The following is a 14,874-nucleotide window of genomic DNA, read 5'->3' on the forward strand; positions in this document are numbered from 1 at the left end:
GGGGGCTCTTGTCGGGGGCGGGGGCCGCCCCCGCCCCCGGGGCGGGGGGGCGCGCCGCCCGCGCCCCCCCCCCCCCCCGGCCGGTTAGGCAGCCTCGTCGTCGACGACTCCCTCCTGCCGGCGGATCAGCCGCCAGGCGGCGCTGCGGGCGCTGCGGTTGAGCGAACTGCGGAAGTTCTGCTGCGGGTCGAAGTACTTGCGCCCCAGGTCGGCGGTGGTGTCGAAGTGGTCCATCATCTTGTCCTCGAAGACCGGGTCGAAGACGTGGCCGAAGTTCTCCTCGTCGTTGGCGACGGCAGCCAGCCGCACCTTCGGGTCGGCGAGTGCTTCGTTGAAGGGCTTGATGACGTCCTGCTCGGTGAACTCCGTGCCGTGCTTCGCGTTGAACCGGTCGATGAGCTCCGACAGCAGTGACTTCTCCGACTCCTTGGCGCCGCCGGAGCCGTCGCCGAAGCCCTTCATGTCGGTCGGCCCTTCCGGCACCAGGCTGACGTCGTGCTCGCCGGTCTTCTCCACCCGCAGGTGGCTGAGGTCCACCTCACCGATGTCCACGCCGCCGTCTTCACGGCGGGGCAGCCGGTTGAGCAGGTGTCGCCCGTACAGGTAGAGGCCCTCCAACTCGTCGTCTGTGTACGGGACGATGCCGGAGAGGAAGCTGTACTTGCGGACATAGTCGTTCAGGTCGGCGCGGAAATTATCGGCCGTCTCCTGGTCGTCCTCGCCGTCGCTGTCGAGCAACGCGGTGAAGCGAGCGACGGCCGGGTCCAGGTGTCGGTACAGCTCGGCGTGCAGCTTCTCCCACTTGGCCGTGTTGCCGGCGGCCTGCTCGTCGGCGGCCAGCCAGGCCGCCGCGAAGGCGAGCATCTCCTCGTCGACGAGGAGGTCCGCGGACATCACCCGACTCTGGGCGGTGTAGAGCAGGTTGGGGTCCGAGGGCAGAGTGGCGGCTTCCTCGAAGTACGGGCGGAAGGCGTCCTGGATCTTCTCCGCGTCGTTGGCGAAGTCCAGCACCGCCAGGTCGGACTGGCTCTTGCGATCGGCGGTGCGGTTGAGCCGGGACAGGGTCTGCACGGCGGCGATGCCGGTCAGCGTCTTGTTGACGTACATCGTGGTGAGCAGCGGCTGGTCGAAGCCGGTCTGGTACTTCTCCGCGACCACCAGGATCCGATACTCGCGCTGCCCGGCACCGCTGGACTGGGCGGCCTTGTCGTCGGCGCGCGTGTAGGCGAACGCGTCCGGCAGGGCGCTCTCGGACAGCCCGCCGTTCTCCTTCGCCTCGGTGATCTCCTCACCGTCGTAGCTGAGGGTGCCGGAGAAGGCCACCAGGACGCCCGGGTCCGGATAGCCGAGGTCGCCGATGTACTTCTTGATCGACCGAGCCATCTGTACGGCCTGCGGCCGGCCCGCAGTGACCACCATCGCCTTCGCCCGCCCGCCGAGCCTCCCGGCGGTGTGGGTCCGGAAGTGCTCGACGATCACCTGCGCGTGCTGGGCGACGGTCGCGTCGTGGGTCAACGCATACCGGGCCAGCAGGGGGTTGGCCTTGGCCCGGTCGACCTTCCGCTCGTCGGGGTTGCCGTTGACGAGCTTCCAGTAGGTGTCGTAGGTGACGTAGTTGCGCAGCGGGTCGAGGATGAACTCCTCCTCGATGGCCTGCCGCATCGAGTAGGTGTGGAACGGATGGAATTTCCCGTCGTCGCCGAGCGTGCCGAAGTCCAAGAGGGTCTTGTGCTTGGGGGTGGCGGTGAACGCGAAGTAGGAGAGGTTGGCGGCCCGGTGCCGCTTTTGTGCCTTGGCCTTCAGCTTGGCCTTGGTATCTGCCGGTGCGACAGCGCTGGTCGCACCCGGATCTCCGGAGTCGGCGTCCAAACCCAGGTCGCGTAGCACTTCACGGACGGAGCCGGCCGCGTCACCGGACTGGGACGAGTGCGCTTCGTCGATGACGATTGCGAACCGTCGGCCCTGAATCTCGGTCGGGTTCTGCTTGAGATAGTCCCGGAGCGCCGGGAAGGTGTGCAGCGTGACGGTGACGATCTTGCCGGTCTCGCGGGACAGCGCCCGGGCGAGTTGCTCCGACTTCGCCCCCCGGTTCTCTTCGATCTTCACGACCAGGCCGGAGGTCTGCTCGAAGCTGCCGATCGTCGCGCGTAGCTGCGTGTCAAGATTCCGCCGGTCGGTGATGATGATGACCTTGTCGAAGACGGGGGCGCCCGGCGTGAGACCGGCCTTGACCGCGTCCGGGTCCAGCTCGGCCACGTCCGTGTGCGCGTGCAGCGACGAAAGGCGGTGGCTGAGCCAGGCGATGGTGTTCGACTTTCCCGACCCCGCCGAGGCCATGATCAGGTAGTTGTGGCCCGCGCCGTGCCGAGCCACGTGCGCGGTCAGCTTCTTCACGACATGCCACTGGTGGTAACGGGGGAAGATCAAGGACTTCCGGGTACGCCCGTCCGCACCCCTCTCCTTGTGTAGGTGGACGAAGCGCTCCAACAGGTCGAGCCAGTTGTCCCGCTGCCAGATCTCCTCCCACAGGTAGGAGGTCGCGTACTTCCCGTACTCCGTGGCCGGGGGGTTGCCCTTGCCGCCCGGTCGACCCGGACCTTCCGAACCGGTGTTGAACGGCAGGAACCGGGTCGGCTTGCCGCGCAGCTGGGTGGCGACGAACACCAGGTCCGGATCAACGGCGAAATTGGCGATCACCCGGCGCGAGAAGATCAGCTCGGTCGGATCCCGTTCGGTGCGGTACTGCTCCTTGGCGTGCTCGACACCCGAGCCGGTCAGCGGGTTCTTCAACTCCGCCGTGGCCACCGGGATGCCGTTGAGGAACAGCGTCAGGTCCAGCCGGTTGCCCCGGTCGGCCTGCTTGGTGGCGTAGGCCAGCTCCCGGACAACCGTCAGCCGGTTGCGCCGGTAGTCGGCGAGGATCTCTTCCGACTCCACGAACGACGGCTTGAAGTAGGCAACCCGGATACGTACCCCGTGGTCCTTCACGCCCTTGCGAAGCACGTCGAGAAGTCCGTCAGTGGCGATCGCCTGGTCGAGACGCTTAGCGAACCCGCGCTGCGCGGCGCTCTGGTCGCCACCGTAGAAGGTGACCAGGTCGTCCCACTCGGCGGCCTGGGTCGCGCCGATGAAGGTGAAGAGTTGCCCGGTGTCCAAGCCGAGATCGGCGCGGTAATCGGCGGCGCTGCCGAGCTCCCATCCACCGGCGAGGAGAGAAGCGACGATCGCGTCACCGAACGCGGCCTCATGATGGATGGGGCTCATGCGTCCTCGCCGAGGTCGTCGTCGTTTCGGGTTTCCAGTGCCAGCCTCCACAGGGACTTCCCCTCCGCGTCGCACCACCGGGCAGGCCCCTGGGCAGCGACGGGCGCCTTGCTCCACTCTGCCAACTGCCACATCTTCTGCACTAGCCCCGAGGGGGAGTAGCGCTTCCCGTCGGCCGCCCAGAGCAGTGGTCGCACCCGTTGGTTGACCCAGGTCGCGGTAGACCGAGCCGGATCTGCGGCGAGCCATGCGGCCATCGCTTCCCGCTCGGGCTGGCCGATAGCCCGGAAGGTCAGTGGCGTGCCCTCGGCAAGCCGGTTGGCATCGACCAGAGTGGGGACGGCGTTGCGTCGGCGCTGTCTCGGGACGCTCCGCACCGGTCGGTACTCCTGCGGCAGGTCGGGAACCGGGGCACCGCTTCGCAGATCCCGCAGCACCAGCCCGGCGAGGATGCGACAGGGCTCGGGCTCGGAGAGCGTGCTGGACACCAGCTGCTTCTTGAACTCGGCGTCGACGTGGTGAACGAGCAAGTCCGTGGCACGTTCGACGATATTGGGCACCTGGGTGAGGGTCCCATCCCAGTCGGTGTCGGGCTCGTCGATGCCGTCGAGGTCTAGGTGTTGGAAGACGATGTGCGCGATCAGCCGATTCCCGCGCTCCACGATCGCCTCGGCCCGCGCCTGACGGTCCTTCGCCGTGCGGTAGAGCGTGGCGTCGATCTCCCGCAGGACGAGGACGCTGCGCCAGATCTGGTAGGCGGAAGGTTGGTCCTGCACATTAAACAGCAGGTGGTAGGCACCCTGCGAGCCTTCCTCCCACAGCAGGTCCGCGCCGAGTTTGGCGCGGACCGCGAGATCGGAGTTCCGGTGCGCGCAGGCCAGCGCGACGGCTGCGACCTCCACCGAGCAGCCGCTGTCCGCTGCGGGCTCCGGCTCACCGCGCTTCACCGTGTAGGTCTTCTGCAGCGAGAGAAGGAAGTCCTGTTTGATGCGCCGCTGCACGGGATCGAGGGCGACGAAGTCGCGCCGCTCGACCCGGTTCTGAGTGTTCGTGGCTGTGGTCACCGCATCGGCGAAGCCCGGCGGGCAGTTCTTGAGCGAAATGACCCGGACGGTCACGTAGCCGTCGGCGATCGCCTCGGGATCCTTGCGGAACGCCCGGTGGATCGCGTGGACGGTCTGCGCGCCGTTCACCACGCTGGCCCCGTCCAGATGGAGCGTGACCGGCGACCGCCGCGCGCCACGCTGGAAGTATTCGGGATTCATCGTGTCGCAGAGCACGGTGATTCCGTTGTTGAAGAACCAGAAGTTGTGCGGGTCAGCGGTCAGGGTGTCAGTCAGGCCCTGGTTGACCTGTGTGATGCCCAGCGGCTTGCGGATGTTGCGGTCGAAGAGGCGGTCCTCGTGAGTGTCGTACCACTCAGCGATGTCGGCGACCGAAACGATTCCCTGGAATGCCTCGTACGGCTCGGTGACTCTGATCCAGTCCTGCATCCTGGCGGTCAGCGGGATGGGCGGTTCCGCGAAGTCGTTGCGGACCACCTCCCAGATGTCGCGGGCCAGGTAGATGCGCTGGCCGAGCATGTTGCCGAACTGGTTGAACTCCTCCTGCGCGTCGGAGAGCCGCTGCACGACGTCTTCCGCGAGTGGCTCGGTCCGCATCACGGTCGGAACCAGGGTGATCTTCGACCCCCGGTTGCTGAGCACGGCGGTCACCTGGTCCGCGAGATTCTGGAACCGGATGTTGAAGCGGTCGAACCTTCGTGCGTCAATACAGCGAAGACCCTCGATGAATTTGAGCGCGTCGGCAACCACGAACTTCCCCTTGCCGCTGTCGCTCCACTTGGACTGGACCAACCAGAGATGCGACGCGTTCTTGTCGGTGGCCACCGCATCGATGCCGATGTCATCCCGGCCATCGATGACTGCGTCGGCGGCGGCTGCTGAGTCGCAGCCCGTCAGGTCGCGGACCGTCAGCGCGGCCAGTGCCCTCGACAGAAATGCCTGCTCACGATCGACGGCTGACTTGTTGGCGAGATCCTCAACGTCGATCAGCCCGTCGAATTCCCGCAGGAGGGCGTCCCGGACCTGTCGGACCTGCGTCTTCGGGGCAGTGTCGTAGGGCGACGCACCAGGCGCTCCAGGCTTCCCGCTCACTCGATTACCTAACTGCCGACCGTCATCGTCATCTGCCGCACGTCGCGCTGGACGGGCCGAGCGCGCCGGGGCTGCGGCCGGACGGATGCGTCTCAACCGAGCTAGCGTGCCCCGCGCAGCGTCTTGCGCGTCGATCACCGATACAACTGATCTTGGCGCGCGTGCGCCACCCATGGTAGCGGCCGTCGTGGATTCGTGGGCCCGCCGAGAAGGCCCTGTCGGGAATTGAGCGCTTGGCTTGCGCCGGGGTCTGCTGACGCTGCGGCCGCCTGATCGGGTGCGCCGATGCCTACGTCGCGGCCTACCCACGGTGCGGCGGACGTCACCGCAGCCACAAAGCCATCGCGGCCTGGATGAAGCAGCGTTCCGCGTTCCCCATCGTCGCGGCGGAGGCCGTGACGGCGACGGCCGCGATGAGGGCGAAATGGTCGCGGCCAAGGGCGCGAAGCGCTTGCTTGAGGGCGATGGTGGCGGCACCGGTGCGGATGGGGTCGCCGGTGACGGCCCGGCCGGCGGCGCGAGCCATGCGAGATCGGCCGCACCGACCTTGACGAGCACATGAACCTCTCTCCGTAGCCCCGTCTCGTGGACGGTGCCGCAGCCGCGTAGACCGGGCGGCAGCTGGTCAGTCTCCGCTGCCCCGCCCGCTGGCGGTGGAGACGTCAATCTGGCCGGTGACGGCGGCCGTGATCAGGGTCTGACGACGCTCGGCAAGTAGTGCGATCTGACGATCTAGCTCCCGCTTTAACCGCCTGATCGCGTCGATCTTGCTGCTGGCGCTACGAACTAGCTCACGTTGGCGAGACAGGGAAGGCAGCGGGATCGGGAAGCTGAGAATCTTGCTGCTGTTGGTCGACGCAAGATTGGTCGTTTTCGAGCCGGTGCTCTCGAAATAGCAGCGTCCGTGCACCGTCCGAGTCATGAGCGCTAGGTAGTCACCGTCGAGTCGGTCCGCATCTGGACGAAGCGCGAAGACGTGGTTCTGGTGCAGGCAGCCTGGTAGCTCGCCGTTCCACACAGTGCCGCGGCCGAGCTTGTCCAGATCCCCACCCTCGGTCATCAGGACGTCCCCTGTGCGTAGCGTGCAGCGTCTTGCGGTTTCGCGCGGCACGGTGACCTCGGTAACTGTCGTCAAGTCGACGTAACCGGCCTGCACATTTGCCACCCGCAGGTACGGGCGAGAGACGACATCGCCACTCACGTCACGGTTGCCATCCACGGTCAAGCCATTCTGCAATCGGCAAACGTAGCCGAGGCGGACCAAAGGTCCGCCTGCGGAATTATCAGGCAACCAAGGCCAGGGCGAATTTCCGCTCGGAGCGGTTAGCGCGCCGGGTAGAAGCGTCTCGGAAACCTCGGCGTAGGAGCGCTCCTCGAGAAGAGCATGCTGTTGCATTCGATCCCCTGCAAGCGAGTCGACACGCGCGGTTTCGGCGTCGAGAAGCTCGACGATGCGGCGCTGCTCTTCGAGTGGCGGCAAAGGGATCGGTGCTCCGCCGAGCTTCTCGCTGTTCAGCTCGATCTGATTGGTAGCCCCGACGATAAGCGCCGAATAGATGAAGCTTTGAAACGGCTGGGATCGCATCCAGTAATAGCCGAAGCGGGGGTGGACAGCGTGCGACGAGAACCGTGCAACTGTTACGTGGCTGTCGGCAACGCAAGGGATGCTCCCCGGCGAACCCTGGAAGTACCCGACTCGCCCGAGCGTGCCCGTGCCAGTCGAGTTGATAATGACGTCGTCTGGCTCGAGGTAACCCTTCAACTTCCTGGGATCACCACTGAAACCATGGAACCTTGTCCGCGACCAGTCGATTCCAGCGTCCTGGTTTGAAGCCTGGCTGATGGCTACAATCGGCCCGACGTCGACGTAGTTGGGCGCCAAACCACGGTTTATCAGTGGGGTTACCCGCTTGAGCGGTGCGACCGTCCAGTGCGCAGGCAGGGGTACACCGAGGACCTCAGTCATTCGGTCACCTCACCCAACAGCGTTTGGATCTCGGCCTCAAGCGCCTTCAACTCGGCATCGATTTCCGCGAGCGGTCTCGGGGGCTTGTAGACGTAGAAGTGGCGGGTGAAGGGGATCTCGTATCCGATTTTGGTCTTCTCGTGGTCGATCCAGGCGTCTGGGACGTGCGGTAGCACCTCGCGGCGCAGGTGCTCCTCGACGTCCTCATCGAGCGACACGTTCTCGTAGTCGCGTAGCTCGGGGTCGGGCTCGGGGTTGCCCTTGACGAGCTGGACCTCGCCCTCGGGGTCGCGGACCCCGATGATGTCCCGCATCGCCTTCTGGAAGGGGGTGCCGGAGGGCCAGAGCACGCCAGCCTCGGCCATGGCCTTCCGCAGTGCGTCCCACGCTGCCCGCTTCGTCGTCCACATCTGCCCGACCAGGGGCTTCAGCGCGGTGGTCAGCGCGTCGGCATCCGACACCTTCTGGATTGGCTTCGAGACGGCCAGTGCGGTCAGCGTTTCGTCGGTGACCTCGAAGCGAAGCCTCAGCGGGCGCTCGACGGTGATCCGGCGGTAGCCGAAGTCTTCGTTGGCGAAGACCTTCACCTTGCTGTGCTGCGGGTGCTCGGAATCCTTGGCGGCGTCGAGCGCCTCCGCGTACAGCCGGGTGATCTGCTTGATCTGTTCAGGGGTGACGAGCTTGCGCTTGTCGCCGAGTGACTTGCGCATCTTGGCGAACTGGTCGCGGGCGTCGAGGAGGACGACCTTGCCCTGGTGTCCCTTGGCCTTGCGGTTAGTCAGGATCCAGAAGTACGTGGAGATGCCGGTGTTGTAGAAGAGCTGGTCAGGTAGGGCGACGATGCCTTCAAGCCAGTCGTTCTCCAGGATCCACTGCCGGATCCGCGACTCGCCAGACTCGGCCGCCCCGGTAAACAGCGGGGAGCCGTTGAAGACAATGGCGATGCGGCTGCCGCCCTTGCCGTCGGCGGTGACCGGTTTCATTTTTGAAATCATGTGCTGGAGGAAGAGCAGCGAGCCGTCGTTGATCCGGGGCAGCCCGGCGCCGAACCGGCCGCTCTCCCCGAGCGTCTCGTACTCGGTCTCGATCTCGTCCTTGACCTTCTTCCACTCCACGCCGAAGGGTGGGTTGGCCAGGAGGTAGTCGAAGTGGGCGCCGCGGTGGCCGTCGTCGCTGAACGAGTTGCCGAACTTGATGTTGTCCGGGTCCTGATCCTTGATCATCATGTCGGACCGGCAGATCGCCCAGGACTCCGGGTTGAGCTCCTGCCCAAAGACCTTTACGGTCGCCGACCGGTTGAGCGTGGTGATGTGCTCCTCGGCCGCCGCCAGCATGCCGCCGGTGCCGCAGGCCGGGTCCAGCACGGTACGGGAGATGCCTGGCACGGTCAGCACGTCATCATCGGGAGCGACGAGCAGACTCACCATCAGCTCGATGACCTCGCGCGGGGTGAAATGCTCACCGGCGGTCTCGTTGGAACTCTCGGCAAAACGCCGGATTAGCTCCTCGAAGACGTACCCCATCTGGTGGTTGGTGACATTGGGGATGGGCTTGCCGGTCTCCTTGTCGAGGATCAACTCGCCGGTCTTCTTATTGCGCTGGCAGGGGTGCAGGTCAAGGTCGGCGAACCGTCCGGTCACCCGGTAGAGCAGGTTCGCGTTGTCGAGGCGTCGCACCTGCTGGGCGAACTCGTAGCGCTCCATCACCTCCTGCGCGTTCTCGGAGAACGCACCGATGTAGGCGAGCAGGTGCTTCGCCATCTGGCCGGAGTCGTTGACGATCGACTTCAGCGTGTAGCGGCTGAGGTTGTAGAAGCGGTGCCCGGCGACGCGAGGCAGGAACCGCGCCAGGTCCAGGTTCTGGTCCTTGCGCCGGTTGTATTCGGCCAGCACCTTGTCGCGGGTGGGTTCGAGCACGCACTCCAGGCGACGCAGTACGGTGAACGGCAGGATCACCTTGCCGTAGTCGGACTGCTTGTAGTCGCCGCGCAGGAGGTCGGCGACCGACCAGGCGTGGTTCGCCAGTTCGGTGTGCTTGCTGCTGTTCAACGGATTCCTTCCGATGAGCCGGTGCCGGGTGGCTGGGGGAGTCGGGCCAGTTCAGGATGGCGTCTGATCGGCGCCAGGTGGTTGCAGCGCGCCGCCAGTGAGGCCTGCGGCCAGCGTGCGGGCGGTTTCGTCGGCGAGGCGGCTGGCGATGTCGGCTGCGGTGCGAAGAGCGTGCAGTTGGCGGAATGCCCTGCCGTATCGCTGCTGCTCGGCAAGAGGTAGCAGCGGCACTCGCAGGCGGCGGGGGTCGAGGCGGACAACGGTGGCGCCGGATGATGCGGCGTTGATGTTCTCCTCGGCGACCAGGAAGCCGGCCAGGAACCACGGGTCGAGGCGGGTGGGATCGGGCCGCAGGAGATGCAGGTGACGACCGAGGCGGTTGCCGGCGTCGCGGGCATCGGCGACACGGGCAGTGCCAGTGGCGTTGTTGTGGAGTAGTTCCGGGAGGATGACGTCCCCTTCCCGGATCTCGATCCCGGCGCCTGTGTGCTCCTCTTCTCCGGGGCCGGAGGCGGGGCGGTGCGACATCACGTCCCCTGCGGTCAGGGTGCGAGGCGCGGACGGGTCCTCCACGAGGGGAGAGGGGTTGCGAATCGCCGCTGGCACCCGCAGCAGCTCCAGCGCGTTGCCGCGTAGAAGGTCAGCGACGCTGGCGGTGCGCCACGACTGGGGGGCGCTGCCGACGGGCGGCCACGGTTGGCCGCCGCTGAGAGTGATCAGCCCGGTGGCTGCTCGCCGTAGCCGGGTGCGCAGCTCATGGCCGATCGCAGCGAGTTCGTCGGGCATCGCCGGCACCGGCGTGGCCCGGACGTGGCGGGCGGGCGTGAGATCGACCGTCTCGTCGAGCAGGTCGATGATGGGGACTGCTTGAGCGACGCCCGGAACGGGATCGAAGTTGTCCGGGTGCCGGTCGTAGTCGTTCCATGCCTTCAGGACGCTGTCGCGGAGGGCGGGCCAGTCCAGCGTCGGCCGCTTGCTCGGCGACTGGACAGGGCGGGAGGCATCGGGCGCGGCGGTGTCGACCATGAGGACGTTCAGCGGCAACGTGGCCTGCGGGTGCGGGCGTTCGATCACCCACAGGTGAAGCCCGACGTGCAGGGGTTGCGCGACCCCGGGCGGAAGGGCGATGACGGCCCGTAGCGCGCCGCTGCGGAGGATCTCGGCCCTGATTCGGCGGCCCGAACCGCGCTCGGCGGTGGCTGGCGGCATGAGGAGGACCGCGCGTCCACCGTCTGCCAGGTGTGCGACGCAGTGCTGAAGCCAGGCGAGCTCCGACTCGCTCTTCGCCGGCAGACCGAACATCCACCGTGAGTCGTACGCCAGCTCCTCGTGGCCCCACTCGCGGTCGCCGTAGGGTGGGGCGCAGAGCACGGCTTCGGCGGTCACGGTTGGGAACGCGTCGGCGCGGATGCTGTCGCCGGCGTGCACGCTCACCTGAACTTTGGTCCCCACCGTTTGGAGGGCGAGGCGTACGGCTGCCTGTGCGGCCTGTGCGGGGACGATGTCCTGGCCGTACAGCTTCTGTGCCCCTCGATCGGCGGCAGCGACAAGGAGGCCACCGGCGCCGCAGGCGGGGTCAAAGACAGCCGCCGGGTACGGCTTGCCGGGCTCGGCGAGCAGGTCGGCCATCAGTGCGGCCACGGGCGCGGGCGTGTCGTACAGGCCGCTGGCACTGGTGCCGTCGAGGTCGTTCTCCGCGAGCACGTCCGCGGCCCGCAGTGCTCCCTCGTCCGCGACGCAGCACAGCAGCGCGCGCAGCAGCGGTGCCTCGCCCGCGCCGTACGTCAGGTCGGCAGTCCCGGGTATCTCGGCAAGGTGTGGCCGGATCGCCTGTTGTGCCCGTTCGGGCAGTTGGCGGTCGGGCAGGTCGACGAGTTGCTTCAGGTCGCTGTCGGTCATCCGGGCTGCGGCCAGGACCAGCGGAAGCAGTCTGGTCGGCGTGCCGGCGCTGGCCCGGGTGGCGCGCACGGCGGTGCGTAGGTCGTCGGCAGGTGAGGTGGCGGGGAGTTGACCTCGCGCGGCGAGCCAGGCCTGGACCGCGTCCAGGTCGTAGGCCGGGCTGGTCTCGGTCCCGCCCGTGGGGGCCGGGAAGTCCGGGTGACGCCGACGCCAGTTGCTGACGGTGGCGCGCGTGACCCCGGCTAGCCGGGAGATCTCGGCGGCGGTCACCTGGGCGTGTCTGGGCATCGGCGTCCTGTCAGTTCGTGCATCGTCCTGCTCGCGGCTCACTCTACACGAGCCCTGAGGCGTGTAAACGGTTTGACGCTGCTTTCACGTTCGAGTGTGCTAGTGTCGGTTTCAGTGAGCGGGCCGAGTATGCCTCGGCTGCCGCCGATGCTTCCTGTCCGGGTGTCGACGCCCGGGCGCGCCACCCCATCTGTAGGACCACGCAGGCACCACGTCCGGCTCAGCGCCTCCGCCGGACAGATCCCCCATGCCGACGTAGCGAGTAGCGCCCTCTTCCAGTGCGGCCACTCGTCAGCCATCCCGCGAGAGGAGGCACCACATGAGCATCGACCCTCAAGCTGACACCGTCGACCAGCTCATCCTCGACCACCTCGACCAATCCGACCTGCCCGAACCCGCCAAGGACCTCGTCATCGCCGCCCTGCTCGGCGGCGAAGAACTCTCCTCGGTGCTCGGTGGCGCAGCACCGCGCCGACCGGCGCCCCCATCGCCCGACGCCGAAGCCCTCGAGCCGATCGGGACCTACCTCGCCAGCATCGAGGTGACCGGGTTCCGCGGCATCGGGCCCACCGCCACGCTCAACCTCGTACCCGGCCCGGGACTGACCATCGTGACCGGTCGCAACGGCTCGGGTAAGTCCAGCTTCGCCGAAGCCGCCGAGTTCGCCCTGACCGGCCAGAACAAGCGGTGGGCCGGCCGCAGCTCGGTCTGGCAGGAGGGCTGGCGCAACCTGCACGCCACCGAAAGTCCCCGCATCCACGTACGACTCGGGGTCGAAGGCCACCGCAACGGCGCCAGCGTCGAATGCAACTGGGAGTCCGGAGCGGGCCTCGACGACCGTACGTCGTTCCTGCAGATCTCTGGCGACCGCCGGCAGTCTGTTGCCGATCTCGGCTGGGATCAGCCGTTGGAGCTGTACCGCCCGTTCCTGTCCTACAGCGAACTTGGTGGCCTGCTCAGTGGCCGACCCAGCGACATGCACGACTCGCTGCACCGCATCCTCGGTCTCGGCCGGCTCGTCGAGATCGAGAACATGCTCAAGACCGCCCGCCGGGAGATGGACGACCGGCGCAAGCTGGCCGCCGCTCAGTTGCCGGAGCTGCGGTCCACGCTCGCGTCCCACCCCGACCTGCGCGCCCGCCGCGCCGAGCAGGCGCTCAGCGGCAAGGCCGCCGACCTGGACGCGCTTGCGGCGTTGGCCACCGTCGAGGAGCCCAGCACCGACACGACCAGCGTGCCGCTGCGCCAGCTTGACGTGCTCGACCTGCCCGAACGGGACGGCCTGGTACGCGAGGTCGAGCGGCTCCGGGGCGCGCTGCAGCAGATCGACGACCTGGCCGGCACACCGGTGGAGCAGGCGCGGGCGCTCGCCAAGCTGCTCGGCGACGCCCTGCGTCACTACCACAGGCACCCGGGCCAGCCCTGTCCAGTGTGTGGGGGTCGCACCCTGGACGAGGCGTGGGCCGAGCAGGCGCAGGCGCAGCTGCACCAACTCACCGAGCGCGCCGAGCGGCTCGACGAAGCCCATGAGGTCGAGCGGGAATCGCGTCGCGTGCTGCGGAGCTGGCTACCCAAACTGCCGCCCGTACTCGCCCTCGACCTCGGTGCTGAAGGGGTGGAGTCCGGCGACGCCCGGGTCGCGTGGCAGCACTGGGACGAACTGATCGGGTCGGCCGACCCGCACAAGATCGCCGAGGGCGTGCTCGTCACGTTCGACGCGCTTGCCGCCGCCCTGCAGCCGGTCAAGGCCGCGGCGCGACAGGCGCTCGAACGCCGGCAGGCTGCGTGGCAGCCGGTCGCCGACCAGATCCGCGCCTGGATCGACACCGGGCAGGCCAGCCGGCACGCCGCGCAGGTGTTCGCGGCGCTGAAGGCGGCGGTCACCTGGCTGCAGAAAATCGGTGGGAAGATTCGCAACGACAAGCTCGCACCGGTAGCCGCGGAGGCGACCGAGATCTGGAACACCTTGCGGCAGGAGAGCAACGTCGACCTCGGCCCGATCCAGCTCGCCGGCACCGGCACGAGCCGCCGGGTGGACCTGAAGGTCAACGTCGACGGCGTACCAGGGGCGGCGCTGGGGATGATGAGCCAGGGCGAACTGCACTCGCTCGCCCTCGCGCTCTTCCTTCCCCGCGCCACGATGCCCGAAAGCCCGTTCCGCTTCCTCGTCATCGACGACCCGGTGCAGTCCATGGATCCGACCAAGGTCTACGGCCTAGCCAAGGTCCTGGACCAGGTGGCGAAGCACCGGCAGGTCATCGTCTTCACCCACGACGACCGCCTCCCGGCCGCGGTGCGGCACCTGCAACTCGACGCCCGGATCCGGTTCGTCAGCCGACTGGCCCAGTCCCAGGTCACCGTCACCGGCGACGCACACGGCGACCCCGCCCGGCGCTACCTCGACGACGCGATGGCCATCGCCCGCGACGACGACCTGGCCGACGAGGTCCGCCGCCCGGTCGTCTGCAACCTCATCCGCGACGCCCTTGAGTACACGTGCCACGAGCGGATCCGTACCCGCGACTTCCGGGCCGGACGGCCGATCGCGGAGACCGAGGCGGCGATCAGCGAGGCGCAGGGGCTGCGGGCGACCCTCGCGCTGGCCCTCCTGTCGGACCACCGGCGGGCCGGCGAACTCAAGGAGCCGCTGGAACGGCTGCACCGCGCGGCCCGGCGGGTGGTGGCCTTCGCCAACCGCGGCGCGCACGGCGACAGCTCGGGCGACCTTGGAGGGCTGGTGACGGACGCGCGGGCGGTGGTGGGGAGGCTGAGCCAGTCGTGAGTCCACAGAAGTACCTCGACGCCGCCGGTGAGCTGCTGATCCAACCACCGTCGAGCATGCGTCGCTGCTGGCAACGCGGATCCGCCTGCCTGACCCGCCTCGCCCTCGAACAGGGGCTGCGGGACTACTGGAACCGGGTCGCCTCGTCCGTCGCCGACCGCCCGATGCGCCACCAGCTGCTCGTCCTGCCCACCTTCGCCGGCACCGAGGCGGCATCGATGGCGTGCACGGCCTGGCACGGCCTGGCACGGCCTGTCCCGGGCGATGCACCACCACACGTACGAACTCGCGCCCACCGTTGCGGAAACTCCACGGCTGGCACCAGGACGTCACCGCGCTGCTACCCCAACTCGAGCAGGCCGACCCAACCCCGCCATTCCCCCGAGTGGGGCGGCGGTCAACCTGACCCGCCCACCGTCGTGGCCGACCGGGCCCACTCTGCTGACCGATCGGGCGGGGTGGATGCCATGG

At 67.8% G+C, this 14,874-nt stretch carries 7 protein-coding genes; 1 reads left to right on the plus strand and 6 read right to left on the minus strand.

What is annotated here, in order from left to right; translation table 11 throughout:
• Positions 1-84: 84 nt before the first annotated feature.
• The 6 genes from ABZ671_RS25185 to ABZ671_RS25210 all read right to left on the minus strand — a co-directional run bounded on the left by ABZ671_RS25185 (position 85) and on the right by ABZ671_RS25210 (position 11,621).
• On the minus strand, positions 85-3,264 hold the full coding sequence (locus tag ABZ671_RS25185; protein ID WP_357862472.1) for a type I restriction endonuclease: 3,180 nt from the start codon (positions 3,262-3,264) through the stop codon (positions 85-87).
• Positions 3,261-5,516, minus strand: a complete 2,256-nt coding sequence (locus ABZ671_RS25190; RefSeq protein ID WP_357862474.1) for an AIPR family protein — start codon at positions 5,514-5,516, stop codon at positions 3,261-3,263. The genes ABZ671_RS25185 and ABZ671_RS25190 overlap by 4 nt, the downstream gene beginning before the upstream one ends.
• Positions 5,517-5,742: 226 nt before the next feature.
• On the minus strand, positions 5,743-5,946 hold the full coding sequence (locus ABZ671_RS25195; protein WP_357862476.1) for a hypothetical protein: 204 nt from the start codon (positions 5,944-5,946) through the stop codon (positions 5,743-5,745).
• Positions 5,947-6,045: 99 nt separating this feature from the next.
• The gene (locus tag ABZ671_RS25200; protein WP_357862478.1) at positions 6,046-7,386 is read right to left on the minus strand and encodes a restriction endonuclease subunit S; all 1,341 of its coding nucleotides are present in this window, start codon (positions 7,384-7,386) and stop codon (positions 6,046-6,048) included.
• Positions 7,383-9,434 carry a class I SAM-dependent DNA methyltransferase gene (locus tag ABZ671_RS25205; RefSeq protein WP_357862480.1) on the minus strand — a complete coding sequence of 684 codons (2,052 nt, stop codon included), beginning with the start codon at positions 9,432-9,434 and terminating at the stop codon, positions 7,383-7,385. Before ABZ671_RS25205 ends, ABZ671_RS25200 begins: the two co-directional genes overlap by 4 nt.
• 51 nt (positions 9,435-9,485) lie before the next feature.
• Entirely contained in the window at positions 9,486-11,621 is a 2,136-nt protein-coding gene (locus ABZ671_RS25210) for an N-6 DNA methylase (protein WP_357862483.1), read from the minus strand.
• Positions 11,622-11,940: 319 nt separating this feature from the next.
• Here ABZ671_RS25210 and ABZ671_RS25215 point away from each other — a divergent pair, with 319 nt between their 5' ends.
• The gene (locus ABZ671_RS25215; protein WP_357862484.1) at positions 11,941-14,403 is read left to right on the plus strand and encodes an AAA family ATPase; all 2,463 of its coding nucleotides are present in this window, start codon (positions 11,941-11,943) and stop codon (positions 14,401-14,403) included.
• Positions 14,404-14,874: the final 471 nt, after the last annotated feature.

The organism is Micromonospora sp. NPDC006766, assembly GCF_040636055.1.
In the GTDB taxonomy this organism is placed as follows: Bacteria; Actinomycetota; Actinomycetes; order Mycobacteriales; family Micromonosporaceae; genus Micromonospora.